Genomic DNA, 23,985 nt, shown 5'->3' with positions numbered 1-23,985 from the left:
CTAAGGGTGCTCCATCGAGGCACTAAAACGCAAAACCCGCACGCGGCATTGCTGCTGCGCGCGGGAAGAAAACCTCACTCTTTAGTAGATAGGTCTCTCATCATCGAAGGGCCTCTCCTGCTCCGATCCCTCCTCACGGACGGTCGTGCCGGAATGCGCGCCACACCCGTAGGTGGCGTGCACCACTTTTCCATCCGCGGAGTATTCATTGGCACAGACACCATAATTAGGCAGCAGCTCGAGATAGAAAGCGCAGGTTTTGCACTGTAGCTGGGCTTGGGATGCCATATCCGAATTCGGCCCGTACTTCTTGCGCCAGCGTTCCTTGGCCTCCGTGAGACCAACCTGGGAGAGCTTCCCCTCGTCCAGCCTGTCGTCATCGGGCGCGGGCGGCATGAGGTCACCCGGCCCCAGGTCTCCTGGGCGCAGGCGCTCGGAATAAGGAACCCACTCCGGCGCTTGAAGTGCCTGCCCGCCGGGGACGAGGGCTACCTCGTTGACGGTTGGGATGCGCGAGCCTTCTGCACAGGCAACGACGGCGTGCCACTCCCACCCCGGATAGCCCGGTACGTGCGCATCAAAACGGTGAGTGGCCACGTTGCGGCCCACACCGGCAACGCCGCGGTGCTTGCCGACGTCCCCCTCACCTACCTCTTCCACGGCCCGGCGCGCTAGGTTGACGGCGGTCGAATCGAGAAGCGGGGAATGCATCTTTTTCTTGCGAGTCACTCTCCCATTATTAATCACGTACCGCGCCATAGTGCACAATGACAGTCATGCCTCTCCTCCACACCGACCGCGCCCTCCGCGCACTTGCTGCCGTCCTCTCCGCTGCTGCACTGCTCGCACCCTTAACGTCATGCTCCTCTCAAGCCGCACACGAGGATGTTTCTTCGTCTACGGCGGGTGGGACGTCGCCAAGCGCGAGCGCCCCAGAGCACCTCGGTGTCACCGTCCTGGACACCGCACCCCTGCCTGCCGATACTTTCACCCAGGGCCTAGAAGTCGACCCCGATGGCAACCTGTTGATCGGCACCGGGCTTAACGGCAAGTCGCGCCTGCTGCGCTTCAACCCGGGAACAGAAACCCCTCTGGAAGAAACCACGCTCGAGCACACATACTTCGGCGAAGGCATCACGCAAACCGACGCCGGCATCTGGCAGCTGACGTGGAAGTCCGGCACGGCCTTCCTGCGGGACTCCACCACCTTTGAGGAGCTCCGGCGAGTTCACTACGACGGCGAAGGCTGGGGCTTGTGCAACGCTGGTTCTGAGCTCATCATGTCCGATGGTTCCGCTGAGCTACGCCACCTCGACCCCCAGACTTTCGAAGAGCTCGGTCCCCGCACCGAGGTCACCCTCGACGGCTCTCCCGTGGATAATCTCAATGAGCTTGAGTGCGTTGATGGCGCGGTCTACGCCAACGTCTGGATGAGCGAGGATATCCTGCGCATCGATCCCGCATCCGGCGTGGTCACCGCAGTGATTGATACTGCGAACCTCAACCACGTTCCCTCTGCAGATCCCAACGCGGTCCTCAACGGCATTGCCCGAATCCCGGGCACCGACGAGTTTTGGATCACCGGCAAGCTCTGGGATGAGCTGTACCGGGTGCGCTTCGAGTAGGATTTTCTGCCATGGCTACCGTGAAGCAAGCAAGGAAGAAGTCGCTACTGCAGTTTCTGGCGCTCATTATCGCCGTGGCAGTCATCGTCGTTGCAGTGGTGTTGTTCCAGAAGTGGTGGAACGACCGCCCCGGCCCCGAGCCAGCAGACGTCACGATCACGGCCACAGTGGGCGAGGACACCTTAGAGGTCTCTCCCTACATCGTCTGCGAGCCCGGCACGGACTGCGAAGAGGGCGAAGTGCCTAACCTGACGGTGGGCCCCGATGACACCCTGAAATTGGAGATCCCCGAGGCTATCTACAACCACGAGTGGTCCGTGCTGTCCATCTATGATGACCCGGCCGCCAATGACAGCACCGCTCACGGCGCCAACGAAACCACCTCGCTAGAGATCCCCGGCTCCGTGCCGCCGATTGAGGCCTCCACCGGCGAGCGCCCCCAGCTAAAGGTGGTGGAGATTTCCACGCTCATGATTGGCCGCGATGCCAACGGCGAAGAGACCCCAATGCACACGGTGTGGTCCCTGTCCACCATGACGGATGAGGAGCTCAAGGAGTCCAAGGCCACTGGCGACGCTGAAGCTCCAGCTGAGAAGTAGCAGCGCTGCGGCGCGCGCTGCCCCCCCACGCGCCTACACAAACGACAAAGTGCCCTAGTTGCCAAACCTAGGACTGATCATTGAAAAATCAGCCCAACTTTCGTCAGCTAGGGCACCTTTTAGTTACGGGTCTAAGGCTTTTGGCCCTTAGCTATCCAAGTCCTTGGCGATAGCACGCAGGATCTCGGCAACCTGGCGGCCAGTCTTGCGCTCCGGGTAGCGGCCTTGGCTCAGCACCGGCTGCACCTGGGTCTCAAGCAGTGTCATGACGTCGGAGAGCATGCTCGCCAGCTCTTCGGGCTTGCGGGCCGGGGTGCGACGGCGCGGGACATCAAGCACCTTGACACGCAGTGCCTGCGGGCCACGGCGGCCAGCCGCGAAATCGAATTCAATACGCTGGCCCTGGTGCAGCTCATCAACGCCCTTGGGCAACACATTGCGACCAACATAGACGTCTTCATCGCCGGGGTTGCTGACAAAGCCGAAGCCCTTGTCTGCGTCATACCACTTCACTTTGCCGATAGGCATGGCTCTTCACTCACTTTCTTTCCGTGTCTCCTCTTCTAAGAGCTTAGGCGCTGCCAGGCCCCAGGCTGATAGGCTCCGCCCGTCTTGGGACGAGGAGGCGCGGCGAAGCGTGAACCGAATCCTTGCAGCCGCGCGGAGGAATTATCCGTGGAACTTTTAAAGAGATACATTTTAACCCTCACGCTCCCGACAAAGAAACCCACGATAGATATCACCCCAACAATCACACCCGTTACATGTGTGATATAGCTAACATTTCCGCGCCGAGCAGGGGAAATGCTAAGAAATTGACACTTCCGTTACCGTTTTGGGCCATTTAACGTGACTGTTTCGTTATAAACCGCTACTCTCTCCCTCAGGCACTTCGGCTGCCGGCCGTGGAAGTCTCGCCCCAGACACAGTCCGGGCTTCCGCACGGCGGCCATACATGATGTGCATGAACATGAACATCAATTGCAAAACTATATGCCGGACTGGGCATCATCTGGGCGCGAGAAAGCAAGAACAACCTAGAGAAGGAATACTTTAATGGGACGCCACTCCGCTAAGAACAAGTCCATCGCCACCAAGTTTGCCGCCTCCACTGTTGCCGTGGGCGCCGCCGCAGCCATCATGGCACCGAACGCTGCCGCTGCACCGGATTCCGATTGGGACCGCCTCGCACAGTGCGAGTCCGGCGGCAACTGGGCCATCAACACCGGCAACGGTTACCACGGCGGTCTGCAGTTCAACGCTCAGACCTGGCAGGCCTACGGCGGCGGTGAGTTCGCTCCGACCGCTAACCTGGCAACCCGCGAGCAGCAAATCGCTGTTGCTGAGCGCACCCTGGCACAGCAGGGCTGGGGCGCATGGCCGGCCTGCTCCGCCAGCCTGGGCCTGAACTCCGCCCCGACCCCGCGCAACGTGAGCGCTGCCCCGGCACCGGCTGCTACCCAGGTAAAGGAAGAGACCGCACCGCAGGCACCGGCTGAGGCACCGAAGGCAGTCCACGAAGCTGCCGAGGAGCCCACCGACGAGCTGGCTGTTGACGCCCTCTACACCCTCATCGAGGACACCGCTACCCAGTACGGCCTGACCATCCCGGCTTCCTTCACCGAGCAGTACAAGGCCAACCGCCACGACTTCAACGCCTTCTACTCCGCTAACCGCCACGTCATCGACCCGCTGGCACAGGTTCTGGCTGCACGCTAAGCAGCGCGCCGCGCCGTGCAAGCTGAGCACATAAAGGCAAAGCTTTAACTACACAAAAGAGGCTGGATGGTTTTCTCCATCCAGCCTCTTTTAGTTTTGACTAAGCCTTTTCCTCAACGGCAGCGTCTTCCTTAGCGCGCGACCAATCACAGGCCAGCAACACTAGGCCAACAACAATCCACAGCCCTAGCGACCACCACGCATGGCCGAAGCCTTGCCCATCAAAGAAGGACAGCGAGCGGACTAGGTGACCCGTCGCGCCGATGGGCATCCACTGCCCCAGCGTCGACCACCCGGTAGGCAGCAGCCACGGGCCGGTTGCCAGACCCGACAGCGGGTTCGCTAAGAAGATAGTCAGCACGGCACCGATTCCAATACCCGCGGCACCCATCACCCCCGCAAGGCCTGCAGTCACCGCAGACGTCGCAAGGATGCCCGCAGCGATAGCCATCCACTCGGCAGCGAAGCTGCCACCGAGGGTTCCATAGACGGAGTGCAGCATCCACGTAGCAACGAGCCCGCCGAAAAGCGCAATACCAACGAGCACCCCCAGCTTGACCCATTTCTTGCCACGAAATGCAAAGGTGGCAATAACAGCGGAAATAATCCCGCCAAAGGCCAGCGGCAGGCCCAGCAGTGCGATACCGCTCGCCTGCGGGTCCTCCTTCGTCGTCGGCGCCAGCTCCTGCTTCTCCACGGACATTCCTTGTGCTTCAAGCTGGCCAGCGAGGCCATCAATCATCGTCACGTAGGGAGCACCATTTCCCGCAGCGGTGAACTCACTCGCGCCCTGCGGGGAGATGACCAGTCCACCAACAGCTTCACGCTGCAGCACCGCGTCGCGCACCTCGGCCTCGCTGTGCTTCACGACGATCTCCGGGGCCTCATCCCCCGCCGCACTCTCAATCTTCTGCGAGATGCCTTCGAGCATGGGCTCCGGCGCCGAAATGGCAACCGGAACGCCAGCCGGACCCGACGCAAAGGTGGGCGCCAAAAACGCCCACAGCATAAGGCCGATGACGACGGGGATCCCCACAATGGCAACTATCGATTTCACAGCAACCGATGGCTGCTTTCCTTCCTGACTTTTCACCGCTGACACTTCTAACCTCCAAATGGAACAGGGTGTTTCGCTTACAAAGTGGAGCATAGTGTTCCGTTTGGTATGATGCAAGCTGTGAGACAAGACGCAGCAGAAAACAAGCAAGCCATCGTCGCAGCAGCCAGGCAGCTGCTCATCAGCGAGGGACCGGGCGTGTCCATGCGCTCCATCGCCAAGAAAGCCGGCGTGGGCGTCGCCACGGTCTCACGCCACTTCCCCGAACGGCTCTCCCTCCTCGATGCCGTCACCGGCGCGGAGGTAGCACACATCAAAGAAGAGGTGGACAGCCACCTACAAGGTTTCGACGAGGATCCCGAAGGCACCTGGCGCGATATTATTCATCGGATCGCCAGCCTTAACTTCGCCGCGGTTGTTCAAGCAGCGGCAGCCGAGGTGAATACTGCCTCATTCTCAGACGATGACGTGCAGGAGATCGCTACCCAGCGCAAAGCTGAACTGAAGTCGATCTACCAACCGATTGTCGAACCCACGCGACAAGCAGGTCTCTGCCCCGAGTCCCTCACCCCGCTCGAACTTCACATCGGCATCGGTCTCATCACCCGCCCGCTGCCCAGAACACCAGTGAGCGCCGACTACCTATCAGGTATACAAGCCCAGCTCATCGATACGCTGCTCGACGGCCTTAAAGCCCAAGCCCGTGCCAACTAGTTGAGGCGCAAGTACATTACAAACACGTATAGCCCCACCGAGGAGAACATTCTCGGAGGGGCTGAAAGCAAGCCGGAAGGCTCAACGTATCCGCTAAGTGAAGCGCAGATTTCTGCGCGCCTACTTAGCGGTTGATGCGGGTGTACGGGTGAACGTAGTTGAGCTTTTCTGCCGGCATCGGCAGAATCAGGTCGTCACCGTACGGGCTGGAAGCACCAGCAAAAGGTGCAGTAAGTTCAGTAATAGCGTGCTCGCGGGGGCTGTTCTTCGGCCAAGCCGGGGATACGAAGCCTTTGTTCTCGTTCGACATGCTCCTTATTATTCCAAACCCCGCGGCAAAAAGTAACTTATTCACCCAACGAGGGCCCCATGCCTCCCCCGCCTACTAAGCTTGAGGGCCATTATGACCTCCCCTTCACACCGCGCCCGCGTTACCGAGAGCTACCGCGAGTGGCTCAGCCAGTTGCCTGACAAGGACCTGCGCGCCCTGCTCAGCAACCGCAGTGATGTTCTCTCACCCGCACCGAAGGACTTTGATGCGTTGGCCTCGCGCCTGACACTTCCGATGCACGTCGCGGATGCCTTAGCGGCAAGCAATGCCGAGCAACTAGCTACTTTGGAGGACATCGCACAACGCGGCGGCGAAATAGCCATGGTGGAAGACACCAACCCTGCAATCACGAAGCAGCTCAAGGAGCGCGGCTTAGTTTTCGGCGATGCCCCACAGGTGCGCATCGTCACCGCCGTCATGGGCTCGCTTCCCACCGGCTGGTCGCTGCGCAACCAAGTCGAGTTCGACGAAAAGGACCTAGCCACGCTTGCTCCCGAAGAGCGCCGAGTCCTCAATGCCTTAAGCACTAGCGACGGCATGGGCTATACCACCGACACCGAGCCGGATATCAACTCCGAGGATCCCGCCAAGCGCCTGCTGGCCAGAGGTTTTCTAGAGCGCATCAACGCACACTCGGTGCGCCTGCCGCACTCGCTTGCCCGTCTGCTGGCTGGTGATACCACCCCGCCCATTCCCACCACTCCCTCGGGGCGTGCCGGCACCCCGGAGCCGGATACCAAGGCGGATGACGCCGGTGCCGCAGCTGGTTTGGAAGCCGTGCGCAGCATGGAGCGGCTCATCGAGTTGCTTGGAAGCCATCCGGTAGCGCTGCTCAAGGATTCTTCGGTCGGCGTTCGCCCCCTCAACCAGCTGGCCAAGGATCTCGCTCTGGAGAAGGAGGAGGTCGCGCGACTCATCTGCTTGGGCCACCACGCTAGGCTTCTCCACCGCGGCGAGCCGGATGGCCTGGAAGGACACTTCCTCGCCCCGACCACCGGGTCCCAAGACTGGCTCGAGGCCGATCTCGGGGAGAAGTGGCGCATTCTTCTCGACGCCTGGCGCACCTCCCCTTGGGCCAGTTGGGCTGAGACCCGGGTGCTCGCAGACGACAGTATTGTGCGCCGCCTGCCGCGCTTTCGAGCCTTCGTCCTCGGCGTCTATGCGCACTCCGCAGTCGCGCTGGACGACGAGGAGTTCTGGGAGGACCTACGCTTTCGCTTTCCGCTCTTTGCTAGCCACACGCGCACGCTGACCATCGAGCAGCTGCGCGCCGAAGCCGAATGGATCGGCGCGGTGGCACTGGGCAAGGCCACCCGCGTGCTGGGAGATTCCGCTGCGGCCACCAGCCTCGTTCCTAAGACGGTCAGCGAGTTCATCATCCAGCAGGACCTCACCGTCCTCGTGCCCGGGCCCCTTGAGCCAGACACACACCGCACCCTCGCATCCCTAGCGGACCTCGAATCCCCAGGTCTAGCCAGCGTGTACCGCATCAGTGAGGCCACTATTCGCCGCGGCATGGACCAGGGGCTCACCGCGCAGGAAATGATCGACTTTTTGGAAGCGCACTCCCCGACAGGCGTGCCGCAGGCATTGGGGTTTGCCATCGGGGACGTCGCCAAGCGCCATGGCACCCTCCGCAGTGGACCTGCTCTGTCCTATTTGCGCAGTGAGGATCCCGCGCTGCTGGAGCTCGCTGTTGCCTCAGTCCCGGGCCTGCGTCTACTCGCGCCCACCGTGGCGGTATCTCAGCTGCGCGTGGGCGAGCTACTGGAGAAGCTGCGCGCTAAGGGCCTCTCCCCCACTGCGGAGGATGAATCCGGCGCCTCCCTTACCGTCGCACCCGAGCCTTACCTGCTTCCTACGCCTCGTCCGAAAGCCCACAAGCGGGAGCCGGCCTCGGTGGACCAAGCGCTTCAGGCTTTGCAGAAGTCAGCACAGAATCCCAGCGCGCAGAAGGAAGAGGAACCGGATCCCCTCACGCTCGCCCGTGCCGCCGCGCGCTTCCACGCCGATATCGTGATCTCCTATGCCGATAAAAGCGGCGAGCTGCGCACCGTGACTGTGAAGCCACTGTCTGTGGAAGGCGGCTACATTGATGCCCTAGGCGCAGCGGGCAAACCCGTGCGCTTCCCGGTTCACCGCATTTCCTCCGTCCGCTTCGCCGACAGGGATTGAGTCCTTCCCTGACGCCCAGAGTAGAAAGGCCCTAGTTATGCCCGGACCACTCATCGTCCAATCGGACAAGACCGTCCTCCTCGAGGTGGATCACCCGCAGGCCGACGAGGCTCGCGCAGCGCTCGCACCTTTTGCTGAGCTGGAGCGCGCCCCCGAGCACATCCACACCTATCGCATCACCCCACTGGCTCTGTGGAATGCCCGCGCCGCCGGGCACGATGCCGAGCAAGTCGTCGACGTTCTGGAGAACTACTCCCGCTTCCCGGTGCCGCAGGCGCTGCTGATCGACGTCGCCGAGACCATGTCGCGCTACGGCCGCGTGCGCCTCCTGGCACATCCGGCCCACGGTCTCATCCTCGAATCGGACGAGCCTGTCATCCTAGAGGAGCTCACGCGTACCAAGAAGGTCAGCGAACTTCTGGGCCCGCGCATTGATGACAACACCATCGCCGTCCCACCTTCCGCGCGCGGGCGGCTCAAGCAGGAGCTGCTCAAGGCCAGCTGGCCCGCCGATGACCGCGCCGGCTACGTCGATGGTGAATCCCACCCCATCGCGCTGAGCACGGAGGAGGTGGACTGGAGCTTACGCGATTATCAGCAGTATGCCGCCGATTCTTTCTGGTCTGGTGGCTCCGGCATCGTGGTCCTGCCCTGTGGCGCGGGCAAAACCATCGTGGGTGCTGCCGCCATGGCCAAAGCACAGGCCACCACGCTCATCCTGGTGACCAACACCGTGGCCGGGCGCCAATGGCGCGATGAACTACTGCGCCGCACCAGCCTCACGCCGGAGGAAATTGGTGAGTACTCGGGTGAGAAGAAAGAGATCAAGCCGATTACCATCGCCACTTACCAAGTGGTCACCCGCAAAACCAAGGGCGAATACCGGGCACTCGAACTCTTCGATTCCCATGACTGGGGACTTATTATCTACGACGAAGTCCACCTTCTGCCTGCCCCGGTCTTCCGCATGACCTCCGACCTGCAATCGCGCCGCCGCTTGGGGCTGACCGCCACCCTCATCCGCGAAGACGGCCGCGAGGGCGATGTCTTTTCGCTCATCGGGCCCAAACGCTATGACGCGCCATGGAAGGAGCTGGAATCCGCCGGCTATATCGCCACCGCGGACTGCGTCGAGGTGCGCGTAGACATGACGCAGGAGGAGCGCCTACTCTATGCCACCGCACAAGCGCGGGAGCGCTACCGGATTGCGGCGTCGGCAAGCGCGAAGCTGCGGGCCGTCGACAAGCTGCTGAAGAAACATGAAGGTCAGCAGGCGCTCATCATCGGCGCCTACGTGGCCCAACTGGAGGAGCTCGGTGAGCACCTAGACGCGCCGGTTATCGACGGCAAGACCTCCACCACCAAGCGCGAAAAACTCTTCCAACAATTCCGCGAGGGCGAGCTTCTCACCCTGGTGGTATCCAAGGTGGCGAACTTCTCCATCGACCTTCCCGAGGCTGCCTTGGCCATCCAGGTCTCCGGTACCTTCGGCTCCCGGCAGGAAGAAGCCCAACGCTTGGGCCGCCTGCTGCGCCCGAAGAAGGACGGGCAGGAGGCTACCTTCTACACTCTGGTGGCGCGCGAATCCATCGATGCGGAATATGCCATGCACCGCCAGCGCTTTTTGGCCGAGCAAGGTTATGCCTACCGGCTGGTGGACGAAGTAGACTTGTGAGCTGATGAAGATTTTCAAGTTTGAAGTCAACGAAGACTTCGCCAAGAAGAACAATGAGCTCCTGCGTGATTCCGCGCGCCTGCGCAATTCCGGACTCATCATGGGCCTTTTAATTATCATCGGCGGCATTGCCGTCTACTTCGGCATGGAGGCCGTCTGGCGCATCACACTAGCGCTGGGCATGGTGCTCTTCGGAATCTTTTGCGCCGTCATCGGCGTCTTGGCTTCGCGCAAGGTTGGCTCGGCCCAGAAGCTCTACGACTCCTATCCGCTAGCCCCCGCGGTCGTCGCGGAGGTCAACGAGCGCGACATGGTCCTCATGGCCTTGGTGAATACCAATGTTGATCCGAAGGCACCGCCGCGGTGGGGCGCGTGCTTGCGCACGGTCACCAGTATCCCAGGTATTAAGCGCACCGTGGGAACCAAGGTTCCGGTGGCCGCTGTCTCCGGCCAGCGCAGCAGCGGCGACAAGGAACATTGGCAGCAGATCACCCCCATGCCTATTGCCTGGGGTACCCCCGATGCGGAGACCGTGACGATTGCCCGCAAGTCCATTCCGGAGGACCAGTGGCAGCGCCTCGAGCGCGCCCGCAAGCGTCTGACCGATGTGAAAGCTACGAAATACGATCTGCTGGTGCTCTAAATGACTGTTGAGAGACTACAAGAATTTGGCGAAACCATCTTCGCCACCATGACCGCACTCGCCGTGGAGAATGACGCGGTGAACCTGGGCCAAGGTTTCCCTGATAGCGACGGCCCACAACGCATGCTGGAGATTGCCCAGGAGAACATCGCCAGCGGTAATAACCAGTACGCTCCCCTGCGCGGGGTCCCAGAGCTGGTCGACGCCATCGCGGAGACCTACTCTGTGCCGCAGGATCACGTCGTGGTCACCGCCGGTGCCACCGAAGCGATCACCGCCACCGTCCTCGGCCTAGTGGAGCCGGGCCACGAGGTCATCGTCCTCGAGCCCTACTACGATGCCTATGCTGCGGCCATCGCGCTTGCCGACGCCACCCGCATCCCCGTCCCCTTGAAAGAATCCGGCAACAGCTGGGATATCGACGTCGATGCGGTGCGTGCGGCCGTGACCGATAAGACCGCCATGGTCATTATCAACACCCCGCACAACCCGACCGGCTCGGTCTTCTCCCGCGAAGCACTCACCGAGCTCGCCGAGCTCTGCGTGGAGAAGGACTTATTGGTACTTGCCGACGAAGTCTACGAAAACCTCACCTTCGGCACCGACCACGTCAGCATCGCCTCCCTGCCGGGGATGGCCTCGCGCACCGTTACGGTTTCTTCTGCCGCTAAATCCTTCAACTGCACTGGGTGGAAGACCGGCTGGGCCATCGCGGAGCCTAAGCTTCTCGACGGCGTCATCAAAGCCAAGCAATTCACCACCTTCGTCTCCACCACGCCCTTCCAGCCGGCCGTGGCCCATGCCCTGCGCTATGAACAGGAATGGCTGGACGGCATGGTGTCTGAGCTTGCAGAGTGCCGCAGCATCCTAGTGGAGGGCCTCAAGCAGCTGGGATTCCACGTGCATGACACCGGCGGCACCTACTACGTGGTTGCCGATATCTCCTCTACCGGTTTGAACGGCATCGATTTCTGCATACAGCTGCCCGAAACAAGGGGCGTGGCTGCTATCCCGCTGGCCGCCTTCACGGACAACCCGGAGCCATGGAAGCACAAGGTGCGCTTCGCCTTCTGCAAGCGTCCGGAAGTCATCCGCGAAGCCGTGCGGCGTCTAACTGCAGAGTCCTAAGAATTCTGGCTCCTAAGCCTGCCTCTTCTGTCCTGCGCGTTCTTGCCTTTAACGGCTTTCAGCCCCTACATTCCGTTCTGGCCTTTAGGAGAACCGGGTTCTACAATCAGCGCGAGTCCCGAAGCAAGGTCTGCCAGCAACTGCTTCGACGAGTCCACAGGAGCATTGAGGTAGTCGATCGTCAGCCCGTTGACCAGTGCAGTGACAAGACGAGCACCTTGCTCAGGCGACAGTCCTCGGGCCAGCTTTCCGAAACGTTGCGCTGCTTCGAGACCTTCAGACACGCGCGCCCGAAACTTCGTCACCTCGGCGTCGTATAAGTCAGCCAGCCATTCGCGCGTCGAGGCAGCAGCCCCCACTATGACCCATACAGCGGAATCTTCGCGCTGGACAGGTCCAATTGGCAAGAGTTCAGCTAGGCGACCGAGGAACGCCGCGTGAAAATCCGTCGCATCGGTTTGAGTAAGGGCCCGCGACTCCTGGCGCTGCAACGACCTGACAAAAGCTTTCGCGATGATGCCGTCCCGTTTACCCATCTGGTATTGGACAGTCCCAGGCGCGACGCCAGCCTCAGTGGCGACGTTGCGCACGCTCAGGGCATCGAGACCCTGGCTGACCATCACTCGAATGGCAGCATCAGCGATCACTGCGGCGGTGCCGGTGATGGGTGTGTTGCGTTCAACGGACATGGAGCTCCAATCTTGCGTAGCTCAGATGCGATGAGCCATTCATGAGTGTAGTTGCACTCGCGCATTGCGCCTCGTACAATCGTACCAAGCCCGCGATTAATACAAACGTATGAAGCTGGATTGAGGCCTCTTGCGAATCTAAGGTCAAACTCTCCGCAAACACCCGACTACTGGAGAACTCCATGTCAGACTTCCTTCCCCTTGCTGGCCTTGCACTCGTAGATAGTTTGAGTGCAGGAACCCTTGTCATTCCTATTGCCCTGATTGTTATCTGGCGACGAGTACGTTTAGGCCTGCTGGGCACCTATCTCGCTACGATCGCCACGGCCTACTGCGGCCTTGGTATTGCGCTGCTATTAGGGTTCGATGCGGCAGTATCGAGACTTTCTGGTGTAAGCGAGACTGATTGGTTCCGGTGGGTGACGCTTGTACTGGGCGCGGGGCTTTTCATCTTCGGGGCGTTCTCGCCAAACCCCAAAAAGCCCGCGGCCACGCAGGCCGCCGGCCCAGAAGTACCAAAGAGTCGGGCTTCTCGCCTTGCACGGGGCGCGTCACTGAGTGCGTCCGGCATGGTGGGGCTTGCGCTAGGTGCTGCCGTTGTCGAGGCTGCGACGATGTTGCCCTACCTAGGCGCAATGGGAATTATCCAGTCTATGCCTTTCGGGTTTAGCGGCAAGGTCGCGATTATTGCGGGGTACTGCATCATCATGGTCCTACCGGCAACTCTTATGGCTGCCATTGCAGGCGCAGCGGGGCCGGCTATCTTTCCTCGTTTGGAGCGCGCCATCCGTCGGCTGGAGTATGAAGCGAAAGTGACGTTGCTGTGGATCGCGGCAATTGTGGGAGTCTACATGGCGGCATCGAGTGCACAAGGGCTCGGATTGATCGGTTGACTGCCAGATTGAACGTTGAGCGATAGCGCCGATTGAAGAGCCCCTTCCTGCAGAGCTAGCCCCCGGCCCGTCATAACGGCGGCCGAGGGCTACGTCTTCTTCATCCCCTATCCGATGCCTACCAAGGCGGCAACAGTTGGGAGAAAGAAGATAATCAGCGCGCCGCCGATTATGTCGAAGCTGATGCCTGTGCGGATCATACGCGCGATGCAAACGCAGCCGGAGCCGTAAACGATGGCATTTTGCGGCGTGGAAATTGGAAGCATGAAGCCAAAGGATGCGCCGAAGGTAGCGGCCATCGCCGGGATAACAGGGTCTACTCCCCGAGCCATGGCGAGTGGAACAACAATCGGCACAGTGACAGCCGCCCCCGCGGTATTACTTGTGGTCTCAGAGATGAGGATGGCCAGCAACACCGCCATGGCAGTGATGACCAGGGCACTAGATACGCCCAACATATTGTCGAGTCCGGAACCGATAGTCTGCCCAGCATGCCGCCGAAGATCATGCCGCAACCAAACAATATGATGGTGCCCCAGTCAATCTTGGCCGCATCTGACCAGTCCAGGGTGTACTGCAGCTTTTTGGATTCAACGGGCAGCGAGCCCATATGACTACTTGTTCAAGCCGGTTAGAAGGACCTGACCCCTGTTTGGTAGACACCTGATATCCAGCCCGGTTGGGTTGGGAAGAAAGGTAATCTACCACCATGCCTAGGTACTCCGAACAGTTCAAACGTGATGCTGTGGCCCTCTACGAAAACAATGAGGACCTCTCACTTCACGCGGCTTCAGCAGAGCTTGGAGTCAATCGCTCCTCACTTTATTCCTGGCTTAAGCAGTACGGCACCGGCAAACGTGCCCGCACGAAGACCATGCGTGACAAGGCTCAGGCGACGACTGATTCTGAGCGGATCCGCCAGCTAGAAAAAGAAAACGCAAAGCTGCGCGAAGAACGCGACATCCTGCGCAAGGCCGCGAAATATTTTGCCGAAGAGACACGCTGGTAATCCGCTTCCAGTTTGTCGATGACCACCGAACCGAATACTCGGTCAAGCGGATGTGCCACGTGTTAAAGCTCAATCGCTCCTCGTTCTACAAATGGGTCAACACCCGCCAAGAACGCAGGTTAAAGACGTGTTCTGATGCCCTTATTGGTGCGAGAATCAAGACCATCTTCGATAATGAGCACGGGCTTTATGGTGCTAAACGCATTGCTGCAAGCCTCAACGACGATACGGGCTTTCCTCCGATCAATCACAAGAAGGTCGCACGCATCATGAAATCCATGGGGCTAAAAGGCTTTAGCAAACGGCGTCGATGTATCACCACCAGGCGCAAGCCTGGCCGTCGAGTCATGCCAGACTTAGTAGGCCGCAGATTCACCGCTGACAGGCCGAACCACGTCTACGTAGGCGATATCACCTACCTGCCGTGTAAGGGCGGCAAGAACATGTACCTGGCCACGGTCATCGACGTCTACTCGCGCAAACTCGTCGGCCATGCACTCGCCGATCACATGCGGGTATCACTGGTTATCGAAGCTTTATCTCATGCAAGGAAAGTCCGTGGAAGCCTTAAAGGGGCAATTTTCCATTCTGATCATGGCAGTGTGTACACCTCACAAGCATTTAGGGACCACTGCACCCAGCTTGGTGTTCGCCAATCCATGGGCGCGGTGGGAACGAGTGCTGATAATGCCTTGGCAGAATCGTTTAACGCCACTTTAAAGCGTGAAGTTCTGCGTGATCGGAAAGTCTTTGACAGCCCAATCAGCTGTCGCCAAGAAGTCTTTCGATGGTGCATGCGCTACAACACGCGCAGACGACACTCCTGGTGCAATCTTCTAGCCCCCGATGACTTCGAAGCACTCACATCAGCTACACTGACCCAAGCAGCATAGCTAACCCCCGACGTGTCTACTTTCCGGGGGTCAGGCCCGAATCCAAGCACTACCCGGATTATCCAGAGAAAAACTGAGAGCAACTGTCGTTGACTCCATGATTAAAGAAGGCGGACTTGATGGAGAACACAGATCGAGAGCCTTTCGAGAGAACTTCACCCATTGTTCGCTGTCGCCCTTTCCTCTAAGAAAGAGGAAGTTTTCATGATCGGAGAAGCCGTGTTCTGGAACAGGGGGATCATCAGCCATAAGTGTTTCTTTGACTGTTTGATACGGAGTGTATGGGCACACGAGCGAAAACTCAGTCCACTCTGGTCCGTAGAGTTCCTCCAGTGTGATGGACTCAGTAACGGGGATCGCATATCCCGATCGTCCTAGGGATGCGAGATGAGAAGCCAATGGGTCATCAAAACTACAAGAGGAGAGTAATAGGGAGACAATACTAGTGACCCCTATCCGCGCCATCATGCGTCTCATTAACATAACCCCTTTCTCGTGCCTATCCTAGGAATGCCTATCCTAGGAAAGGGTAGATAGCAGTCCAATGCTAGCCCAGACGGCGCACTAGTTCAGTGCGGAAGCTTCGTCGCCACTACTTGCGAAAGCAAATCAAAGAAATCGACCTTGGACATTGTTATACAGGTCCATGCTGGTCTCATCCGCTGGCCCCTGAGCGACAGTTTCGTGGTTAGTATCAATGCGTTCAGCTGCACCTGCACCGATTCTCATCGTCATCAGGGCATTCCACGAGCAGTGCCGAAAAGCATCGCCCTTTCCATTGTGGAGTGATGTGGCGCCAGGAAACCTGGTTCTACGCTTCCATACTCGCGGTTGTGGCTGCCTGATTGGCGATGCCGCATGACACTACATCGACCAGCGCGATGCAGGACAGCATATCAAGGCCCTGGATATATATCCGGTAGGGGTCCGACTGGGCGGTCGCAAAAGGCGCTACCTGAGGATTGATGTCAGTGACCCCAGACGCTTCACCTGGGACAAATAGCGCGTATGAACGGTGCAGGGATCCATTGCGGTCTATAAGCGCAGACGTGGATGTGCAGCACGCAGGTCTGTGTTTTCGGGTCTGTGCTTGTAGGCTGTGTGCGAAAACAACGGCAAAGCCCGTCACCGCTAAGGCATAGCTCTTGGTGACGGGCTTTGTGTATTGAGTTGTTTGTTGTTGTTTGGTGTCGGCGGTTTCTTACTCTCCCACAACCTCCCGGTTGCAGTACCATCAGCGTTAGCAGGCTTAGCTTCCGGGTTCGGAATGGGTCCGGGCGTTTCCCTGCTGCTATAGGCCACCGACAAACACACGGGGCAAATCTGGTTTGCTGGTGTTGTGTCAGATACTGTGTAGTGGACGCAAGCGACAGTGTGATAGTTGTTTGTCATGTTTTGTTGTCAACACACCCTAGATGGGTGTGTGTGTTTGTTTTGGTCTATTAGTACCAGTAGCCTTCACACCTTGCGGTGCGTCCAGGTCTGGCCTATCAACCCCATCGTCTTTGGGGGACCTCAAATGAAACCTCATCTTAAAACAGGCTTCCCGCTTAGATGCTTTCAGCGGTTATCCCTTCCGTACGTAGCCAACCAGCCATGCTCCTGGCGGAACAACTGGCACACTAGAGGTACGTCCGTCCCGGTCCTCTCGTACTAGGGACAGCCTTCTTCAAGTTTCAACGCGCGCGGCGGATAGAGACCGAACTGTCTCACGACGTTCTGAACCCAGCTCGCGTGCCGCTTTAATGGGCGAACAGCCCAACCCTTGGGACCTACTCCAGCCCCAGGATGCGACGAGCCGACATCGAGGTGCCAAACCATCCCGTCGATATGGACTCTTGGGGAAGATCAGCCTGTTATCCCCGGGGTACCTTTTATCCGTTGAGCGACACCACATCCACAAGTAGGTGCCGGATCACTAGTCCCGACTTTCGTCCCTGTTCGACATGTCTGTCTCACAGTCAAGCTCCCTTGTGCACTTACACTCACCACCTGATTGCCAACCAGGCTGAGGGAACCTTTGGGCGCCTCCGTTACATTTTGGGAGGCAACCGCCCCAGTTAAACTACCCACCAGGCACTGTCCCCAACCCAGATCATGGGCCAAGGTTAGACATCCAATCCGATCAGAGTGGTATTTCAACAACGACTCCACACACACTGGCGTGCATGCATCACAGTCTCCCACCTATCCTACACAAACCGAACCGAACACCAATACCAAGCTATAGTGAAGGTCCCGGGGTCTTTTCGTCCTGCCGCGCGTAACGAGCATCTTTACTCGTAGTGCAATTTCACCGGGCCTGTGGTTGAGACAGCAGAGAAGTCGTTACGCCATTCGTGCAGGTCGGAACTTACCCGACAAGGAATTTCGCTACCTTAGGATGGTTATAGTTACCACCGCCGTTTACTGGGGCTTAAATTCTCAGCTTCGCAGTCAAAGACTACTAACCGGTCCTCTTAACCTTCCAGCACCGGGCAGGCGTCAGTCCATATACATCAACTTAACGTCTTCGCATGGACCTGTGTTTTTGATAAACAGTCGCTTCCCTCTATTCTCTGCGACCCCACAACCCACACCAACGCTTTGGTTGGCTTAAGTCGTGTGGTCCCCCTTCTCCCGAAGTTACGGGGGCATTTTGCCGAGTTCCTTAACCACAGTTCACCCGAACGCCTTAGTATTTTCAACCTGACCACCTGTGTCGGTTTAGGGTACGGGCCATACATCCACATCGCTAGAGGCTTTTCTCGACAGTACTAGATCACCAACTTCACCCCAATGGGCTACGCATCACGCCTCAGGCTTACTCGGTGTGCGGATTTGCCTACACACCACCTCACACGCTTACACCAACAATCCACTCAGCGGCATGGCTACTACACTGTGTCACCCCATCACTTGAACCACACATCAGGCCCCACGACATCAACAACCAACGTGTTCAAAGAACACCCCAGTCGCATCCGCGGTGGTTAGTATCAGTGCTTCATCATGGGCGCGGATATACGGGTACCAGAATATCAACTGGTTATCCATCGACTACGCCTGTCGGCCTCGCCTTAGGTCCCGACTCACCCTGGGAAGACGAACTTGACCCAGGAACCCTTAGTCAACCGGCGGGAAGGATTCTCACCTTCCAATTCGTTACTCATGCCTGCATTCTCACTCGCACACACTCCACGCCTCCTCACGGTAACGCTTCAACACATGCACGACGCTCCCCTACCCAATACAAAAAGTATTGCCGCGGCTTCGGCGGTGTGCTTGAGCCCCACTACATTGTCGGCGCAGGACCACTCGACCAGTGAGCTATTACGCACTCTTTCAAGGATGGCTGCTTCTAAGCCAACCTCCTGGCTGTCTTCGCGATCCCACATCCTTTTCCACTTAGCACACCCTTAGGGGCCTTAACCGGCGATCTGGGCTGTTTCCCTCTCGACTATGAAGCTTATCCCCCACAGTCTCACTGCCGCACAACACAATTGATGGCATTCGGAGTTTGGCTGACATTGCTAAGATTGTAGTCCCGCTCAACCAACCAGTAGCTCTACCTCCACCAAGCTAATGCGACGCTGCACCTAAATGCATTTCGGGGAGAACCAGCTATCACGGAGTTTGATTGGCCTTTCACCCCTACCCACAGCTCATCCCCGCAGTTTTCAACCTACGTGGGTTCGCGCCTCCACAGCATCTTACTACTGCTTCACACTGGCCATGGGTAGATCACCCCGCTTCGGGTCCAGGACATGCCACTGACAACACCCCATTAGGATTCGGTTTCCCTACGGCTACCCCACACGGGTTAACCTCGCGACATGCCGCTGACTCGCAGGCTCATTCTTCAAAAGGCACGCCATCACACACAAAAAGGTGCTCTGACGGATTGTAAGCACATGGTTTCAGGAACTATTTCACTCCCCTCCCGGGGTACTTTTCACCATTCCCTCACGGTACTAATACACTATCGGTCACACTGAGTATTTAGGCTTACCGGGTGGTCCCGGCAGATTCACAGCAGATTCCACGAGCCCGCTGCTACTCGGGCAACCCAACAACTTGCACATTGAAGCCTTCAACTACGGGACTATCACCCTCTACGGTCGGCGTTTCCACACCACTTCACCTAACAACAACACACAAGCACGATGATGGTAGTCACCGCCCATTGGGGCCCACAACACCGCACACACAACCCCTACCAAGTATCACATGCACACGGTTTAGCCTCATCCACGTTCGTTCGCCACTACTAGCAGAATCATAATTTTATTTTCTTCTCCTACGGGTACTGAGATGTTTCACTTCCCCGCGTAAACCCCCACAACAGCTATGAATTCACTGAAGGGTAACACCCCATAACAGGTGCCAGGTTTCCCCATTCGGACATCCTCGGATCAACGCTTTATTGACAACTCCCCGAGGCTTAACGCAGCCTTACACGTCCTTCATCGGCTCAGCATGCCAAGGCATCCACCATGCGCCCTAAATAACGAACACACAACCAACACAACAACCACCACAAACATGGCGGAAGTCAAACCGTGCTGGTGTGAACACACAAAACACAAAAGAACAAAGAAATCACACAAACCACAACCCACCACCAACACAAAAGAAGATGGCAAGCACATGGTTTAATGCTCGCGTCCACTATACAGTTCTCACACAACACCCCACACAACCCAACAACCACACCCCTAAAAGGCAAAGCAGTTACTGAAACTTATGTGGGTTACAACCAGGGAACAATGCCCCAGACACCCAACAATGCACCACGTACTTTTTTTAAAAACAGACACTCAACAAGTGCCGCGTTAGCTAAATAATTATTCTGGTTAAGATGTATCTCCACCCGATTAACTTACGGTGGCAGCAAAACTTTTGTTTACTCAACCACCACACCATGAAACAAACTCATGGCTATAAGCACCAACTGGTGCCACATAAAATGCTCCTTAGAAAGGAGGTGATCCACCCGCACCTTCCGGTACGGGTACCTTGTTACGACTTCGTCCCAATCGCCGATCCCACCTTCGACAGCTCCCTAACAAGTTTAGGCCACTGGCTTCGGGTGTTACCAACTTTCATGACGTGACGGGCGGTGTGTACAAGGCCCGGGAACGTATTCACCGCAGCGTTGCTGATCTGCGATTACTAGCGACTCCGACTTCATGGGGTCGAGTTGCAGACCCCAATCCGAACTAAGGCCGGCTTTCAGCGATTCGCTCCACCTCACAGTGTCGCTGCGCGTTGTACCGACCATTGTAGCATGTGTGAAGCCCTGGACATAAGGGGCATGATGATTTGACGTCATCCCCACCTTCCTCCGAGTTAACCCCGGCAGTCTCTCATGAGTCCCCAACCAAATGCTGGCAACATAAGACAAGGGTTGCGCTCGTTGCGGGACTTAACCCAACATCTCACGACACGAGCTGACGACAACCATGCACCACCTGTACACCAACCACAAGGGACACTACATCTCTGCAGCAATCTGGTGTATGTCAAGCCCAGGTAAGGTTCTTCGCGTTGCATCGAATTAATCCACATGCTCCGCCGCTTGTGCGGGCCCCCGTCAATTCCTTTGAGTTTTAGCCTTGCGGCCGTACTCCCCAGGCGGGGCGCTTAATGCGTTAGCTACGGCACAGAAGACGTGGAAGCCCCCTACACCTAGCGCCCACCGTTTACGGCATGGACTACCAGGGTATCTAATCCTGTTTGCTACCCATGCTTTCGCTCCTCAGCGTCAGTAACTGCCCAGAGACCTGCCTTCGCCATCGGTGTTCCTCCTGATATCTGCGCATTTCACCGCTACACCAGGAATTCCAGTCTCCCCTACAGCACTCAAGTTATGCCCGTATCGCCTGCACGCCCGAAGTTAAGCCCCGGAATTTCACAGACGACGCGACAAACCACCTACGAGCTCTTTACGCCCAGTAATTCCGGACAACGCTCGCACCCTACGTATTACCGCGGCTGCTGGCACGTAGTTAGCCGGTGCTTCTTATACAGGTACCGTCACATAACGCTTCGTCCCTGTCGAAAGGAGTTTACAACCCGAAGGCCGTCATCCCCCACGCGGCGTCGCTGCATCAGGCTTCCGCCCATTGTGCAATATTCCCCACTGCTGCCTCCCGTAGGAGTCTGGGCCGTATCTCAGTCCCAATGTGGCCGTACACCCTCTCAGGCCGGCTACCCGTCGACGCCTTGGTAGGCCATTACCCCACCAACAAGCTGATAGGCCGCGAGCTCATCTTGCACCGAAAAAACTTTCCAACCACCACACTAAAGGCAGTTCATATCCGGTATTAGACCCAGTTTCCCAAGCTTATCCCAGAGTGCAAGGCAGATCACCCACGTGTTACTCACCCGTTCGCCACTCGAGTACCCCAGCAAGCTGAGGCCTTTCCGTTCGACTTGCATGTGTTAAGCACGCCGCCAGCGTTCGTCCTGAGCCAGGATCAAACTCTCCACAAAAAAGGCCGTGAAAAGCCCAAACCTAGTCAAAAAGACAAACCACAACAGACCACAAGGCCTGAACTGGCTATCCAAAAATTACATAAAGAAAAAATCCAAAAACCAACCCCCAACCCGACGGGGCAAAAAAGAGGCTGGCCTAGTTAGAAGATTTAAACCATATGCCCAAACAACTTATGTTATTTACAATGACGCCGCTTAAAGGAAAAGCGCCATCCGGCATACACCAACCGTGCCATACATACGACACAACACGGCCAGAACAAAAAATCAACCAACAAAAAGTACATTGGCACACTATTGAGTTCTCAAACATCATCCGCACACCACAACAAAAATTAACCAAACGTTAACCCTCTTGCAGCGGCCCGAACAACCTTACCCAACAAGCTCAACCAAAGTCAAACCCGCCGAACAACCATTGCCCGAACATCTACCACCAGTTAACCTCCCGGCTACCTCGCGGCGACCCCGATAAATATACGCACACCCCCAACAAACAACAAATCCCCAGGAAGATGCACTTTTTGACGCTCTTCCTGGGGCGGTTTTGACTGTCGGGCTGTCCCCTTGAATGTTAATAGCTAGTGGTAACAGGCCAACAGCCCATCCGGGCCATCGATAACGGTGATTGGGGTTTCGAAGATGGGCGTGAGAATCTCATCGCGCATGATCTCCTCCGGACTGCCGAAAGAAACGATGCTTCCATCCTTGGCCGCACAAATATGGTCGGCATAACGAGCAGCGAAGTTGATGTCATGGAGAACGATGATGATCGTCCGCCCGAATTCCTTGGCGGCCTTCCGCAAATGCTTCATCATCTCCACGGAGTGTGAGATGTCAAGGTTGTTGAGGGGCTCGTCGAGAAGCACGTAGTCCGTTTCCTGGCAGAGCACCATCGCTACGTATGCGCGCTGGCGCTGCCCGCCGGACAGCTCATCAAGGTAGCGGTTCTCCAATTCACGCAAGTGGAAGAAGTCGATGTAGCGCGAGACTATCTCTTCATCCTCCGCGCTCAGGCGTCCCTTCGAGTAGGGGAAACGGCCGAAGCTCACCAGCTGGCGCACTGTCAGCTTGGTAATGAAGTGGTTCTCCTGGCGCAGGATGGAGAGGATCTTCGCCAGGTCCTGCGACTTCGTGGAGGACACGTCGTAACCGGCGACCTCGATGGTGCCCTCGTCGACGTCGAGAAGCCGGCCAATCATCGTCAGCATCGTGGACTTACCTGCGCCATTCGGCCCAATCAGCGCGGTAATACCGCCGGAGGGGATCTCCAAATCGATCGGACCGATGTTGGTCTCGCCGGAGTAGGACTTCGAAACATTGGAAAGCTTGATCACAGCTTGCCCTTTCGCAGAATAACCAGAAGGAAGACGCTGCCGCCCACTAGCTCAATAATGATGGAGACCACGCCCTGCGCGTAGAAGACGTGCTGCATGAGGAAGTAGGCGCCGGTGAGCACAGCGAAGGCCGTGGCAACTGCCATTGGGAACAAAAAGCGGTGATCGTACGTCTCTGCTGCCTGGTAAGCCAAGGTGGCCACGAGGAAGCCAAGGAACGTCATGGGCCCAACGAGAGCGGTGCTTGTCGCCATAAGAATGGAGACCAAAATCAGCGTGTAGATTGCATTGACCTTGTGGTTAACGCCAAGGTTCGTCGCGGCATCACGCCCCAAGGCCAGGACGTTGAGCTGGCGGGAGTTCAGGTACATCAGCAGTGTCACCGCGAGGACCATCGGTATGGCGATGGGATAGTACTCACTCTCCGCGTTGTTCACGGAACCGAAGAGCCGCGCGGTGAGAACGTCGAATTCACTGGGTGTGAGCATGCGCTGCATAAACGTCGAGAGAGAACCCAAGCCTCCACCGATAATGATGCCAACGAGCAACATCGCATGCATGTTGTTGCGGCGGCTAGTCAGCAGCCAGGAGTACAGCACGAGGGATAGACCCACCATGAGCACAAGCTGCACAAGGAAGGTTCCCATGTTGCGGGCCTGAGTTAGGCCGGTGGCACCAAGGAAAAAGATCGTGGCTGTATTAATCGCTACGTATAAGGACTCAAACCCCACGATGGAGGGAGTGAGGATCCGGTTATTCGTCACGGTATGGAAAGCCACTGTGGCCACGGATTGGCATACGGCGACAATCGCCATGGCCGTCACCGCATCAGCTCGGCGACGCGCAATGAGCCACCACTTGCGGGTGCCAAAATCCATGGGGTTGTCATAGGCCAAAAGCCCGAAGGCGAAGACCAGACCAGCAACAATCAAGGCAACGAGGATGATCCAGTACTTTCGTGCCGCAGCAGCAGACTGAAAGCTACCCACGTTTCGCCGAGCACGTGACGTTTGCACAG

The 23,985-nt window shown here is 57.7% G+C and carries 19 protein-coding genes, 3 rRNA genes and 1 pseudogene; 10 read left to right on the top strand and 13 right to left on the bottom strand.

Annotated elements, in window-relative coordinates:
• Window positions 1–81 precede the first annotated feature (81 nt).
• Window positions 82–711: a DUF3027 domain-containing protein gene (locus CAURI_RS04035; protein WP_010187764.1), complete on the bottom strand. Its 630-nt coding sequence runs from the start codon at window positions 709–711 to the stop codon at window positions 82–84.
• A gap of 65 nt (window positions 712–776) precedes the next feature.
• Between CAURI_RS04035 and CAURI_RS04030 the strand changes: the two genes are divergently transcribed.
• Together CAURI_RS04030 and CAURI_RS04025 are read left to right on the top strand one after the other, a co-directional pair.
• On the top strand, window positions 777–1,625 hold the full coding sequence (locus CAURI_RS04030; RefSeq protein ID WP_010187765.1) for a glutaminyl-peptide cyclotransferase: 849 nt from the start codon (window positions 777–779) through the stop codon (window positions 1,623–1,625).
• A gap of 11 nt (window positions 1,626–1,636) precedes the next feature.
• On the top strand, window positions 1,637–2,224 hold the full coding sequence (locus tag CAURI_RS04025; RefSeq protein ID WP_010187766.1) for a DUF2771 domain-containing protein: 588 nt from the start codon (window positions 1,637–1,639) through the stop codon (window positions 2,222–2,224).
• Window positions 2,225–2,371: 147 nt separating this feature from the next.
• Here CAURI_RS04025 and CAURI_RS04020 read toward each other — a convergent pair whose 3' ends face one another.
• The gene (locus CAURI_RS04020) at window positions 2,372–2,752 is read right to left on the bottom strand and encodes a cold-shock protein (RefSeq protein WP_010187767.1); all 381 of its coding nucleotides are present in this window, start codon (window positions 2,750–2,752) and stop codon (window positions 2,372–2,374) included.
• A gap of 528 nt (window positions 2,753–3,280) precedes the next feature.
• Between CAURI_RS04020 and CAURI_RS04015 the strand changes: the two genes are divergently transcribed.
• Window positions 3,281–3,943, top strand: a complete 663-nt coding sequence (locus CAURI_RS04015; protein WP_010187768.1) for a resuscitation-promoting factor Rpf1 domain-containing protein — start codon at window positions 3,281–3,283, stop codon at window positions 3,941–3,943.
• Window positions 3,944–4,043: 100 nt separating this feature from the next.
• Here CAURI_RS04015 and CAURI_RS04010 read toward each other — a convergent pair whose 3' ends face one another.
• Window positions 4,044–5,000: a hypothetical protein gene (locus CAURI_RS04010; protein WP_010187769.1), complete on the bottom strand. Its 957-nt coding sequence runs from the start codon at window positions 4,998–5,000 to the stop codon at window positions 4,044–4,046.
• 111 nt (window positions 5,001–5,111) lie between these two features.
• Between CAURI_RS04010 and CAURI_RS04005 the strand changes: the two genes are divergently transcribed.
• A complete protein-coding gene (locus CAURI_RS04005; RefSeq protein ID WP_236660863.1) occupies window positions 5,112–5,714 on the top strand; it encodes a TetR/AcrR family transcriptional regulator in 603 nt (200 codons plus the stop codon).
• A 124-nt stretch (window positions 5,715–5,838) separates the two neighbouring features.
• On the opposite strand, the gene CAURI_RS04000 is transcribed toward CAURI_RS04005, so the two are convergent.
• The gene (locus tag CAURI_RS04000; RefSeq protein ID WP_010187772.1) at window positions 5,839–6,024 is read right to left on the bottom strand and encodes a hypothetical protein; all 186 of its coding nucleotides are present in this window, start codon (window positions 6,022–6,024) and stop codon (window positions 5,839–5,841) included.
• Window positions 6,025–6,117: 93 nt separating this feature from the next.
• Between CAURI_RS04000 and CAURI_RS03995 the strand changes: the two genes are divergently transcribed.
• Genes CAURI_RS03995 through CAURI_RS03980 form a run of 4 tightly spaced genes read left to right on the top strand, consistent with a single transcriptional unit; the run spans window position 6,118 to window position 11,666 of the window.
• Complete coding sequence (locus CAURI_RS03995; protein WP_010187774.1) at window positions 6,118–8,220, top strand: helicase-associated domain-containing protein; 2,103 nt, start codon at window positions 6,118–6,120, stop codon at window positions 8,218–8,220.
• A 37-nt stretch (window positions 8,221–8,257) separates the two neighbouring features.
• A complete protein-coding gene (locus CAURI_RS03990) occupies window positions 8,258–9,895 on the top strand; it encodes a DNA repair helicase XPB (RefSeq protein WP_010187776.1) in 1,638 nt (545 codons plus the stop codon).
• A 4-nt stretch (window positions 9,896–9,899) separates the two neighbouring features.
• Window positions 9,900–10,538, top strand: coding sequence for a DUF3239 domain-containing protein (locus CAURI_RS03985; protein WP_010187777.1), 639 nt, complete (start codon window positions 9,900–9,902; stop codon window positions 10,536–10,538).
• Complete coding sequence (locus tag CAURI_RS03980; protein WP_010187778.1) at window positions 10,539–11,666, top strand: pyridoxal phosphate-dependent aminotransferase; 1,128 nt, start codon at window positions 10,539–10,541, stop codon at window positions 11,664–11,666. It begins immediately after the preceding gene.
• A 65-nt stretch (window positions 11,667–11,731) separates the two neighbouring features.
• Here the strand turns inward: CAURI_RS03980 and CAURI_RS03975 are convergent, their stop codons facing one another.
• Window positions 11,732–12,355, bottom strand: coding sequence for a TetR/AcrR family transcriptional regulator (locus CAURI_RS03975; protein ID WP_010187779.1), 624 nt, complete (start codon window positions 12,353–12,355; stop codon window positions 11,732–11,734).
• Between the two features lie 182 nt (window positions 12,356–12,537).
• Here CAURI_RS03975 and CAURI_RS03965 point away from each other — a divergent pair, with 182 nt between their 5' ends.
• Window positions 12,538–13,248: a GAP family protein gene (locus tag CAURI_RS03965; RefSeq protein WP_010187781.1), complete on the top strand. Its 711-nt coding sequence runs from the start codon at window positions 12,538–12,540 to the stop codon at window positions 13,246–13,248.
• 107 nt (window positions 13,249–13,355) lie between these two features.
• Here the strand turns inward: CAURI_RS03965 and CAURI_RS03960 are convergent.
• Window positions 13,356–13,849 (bottom strand): annotated as a pseudogene (locus CAURI_RS03960) (SLC13 family permease); the annotation flags it as partial.
• A 108-nt stretch (window positions 13,850–13,957) separates the two neighbouring features.
• Here CAURI_RS03960 and CAURI_RS13295 point away from each other — a divergent pair.
• Window positions 13,958–15,150 (top strand): IS3 family transposase gene (locus CAURI_RS13295; RefSeq protein ID WP_420805233.1). Its coding sequence is split into 2 segments (ribosomal slippage): window positions 13,958–14,240 and window positions 14,240–15,150, totalling 1,194 coding nucleotides; the frame shifts between segments, so codons are not numbered across the junction.
• 30 nt (window positions 15,151–15,180) lie between these two features.
• Here the strand turns inward: CAURI_RS13295 and CAURI_RS13770 are convergent.
• From CAURI_RS13770 to CAURI_RS03930, 7 genes are all read right to left on the bottom strand, one after another.
• Window positions 15,181–15,399 carry a hypothetical protein gene (locus tag CAURI_RS13770; protein WP_157860606.1) on the bottom strand — a complete coding sequence of 73 codons (219 nt, stop codon included), beginning with the start codon at window positions 15,397–15,399 and terminating at the stop codon, window positions 15,181–15,183.
• Window positions 15,400–15,759: 360 nt separating this feature from the next.
• Window positions 15,760–15,996 carry a DUF6973 domain-containing protein gene (locus CAURI_RS14265; RefSeq protein WP_420805235.1) on the bottom strand — a complete coding sequence of 79 codons (237 nt, stop codon included), beginning with the start codon at window positions 15,994–15,996 and terminating at the stop codon, window positions 15,760–15,762.
• A 342-nt stretch (window positions 15,997–16,338) separates the two neighbouring features.
• Window positions 16,339–16,456: ribosomal RNA gene (rrf, locus tag CAURI_RS03950) — 5S ribosomal RNA — on the bottom strand.
• Between the two features lie 117 nt (window positions 16,457–16,573).
• Window positions 16,574–19,647, bottom strand: a 23S ribosomal RNA gene (locus CAURI_RS03945).
• A 462-nt stretch (window positions 19,648–20,109) separates the two neighbouring features.
• Window positions 20,110–21,627: ribosomal RNA gene (locus CAURI_RS03940) — 16S ribosomal RNA — on the bottom strand.
• Together the 16S, 23S and 5S rRNA genes form the textbook arrangement of a ribosomal RNA operon.
• 584 nt (window positions 21,628–22,211) lie before the next feature.
• Window positions 22,212–22,967, bottom strand: coding sequence for an iron ABC transporter ATP-binding protein (locus tag CAURI_RS03935; protein ID WP_010189070.1), 756 nt, complete (start codon window positions 22,965–22,967; stop codon window positions 22,212–22,214).
• Window positions 22,964–23,983, bottom strand: coding sequence for an iron chelate uptake ABC transporter family permease subunit (locus CAURI_RS03930; protein WP_010189072.1), 1,020 nt, complete (start codon window positions 23,981–23,983; stop codon window positions 22,964–22,966). Before CAURI_RS03930 ends, CAURI_RS03935 begins: the two co-directional genes overlap by 4 nt.
• Window positions 23,984–23,985 lie beyond the last annotated feature (2 nt).

This window comes from Corynebacterium aurimucosum ATCC 700975 (assembly GCF_000022905.1).
Taxonomy (GTDB): Bacteria; Actinomycetota; Actinomycetes; order Mycobacteriales; family Mycobacteriaceae; genus Corynebacterium; species Corynebacterium aurimucosum_F.
Note: the sequence above shows the minus strand (reverse complement) of the source record. Positions and strands in the feature narration are given on the sequence as shown.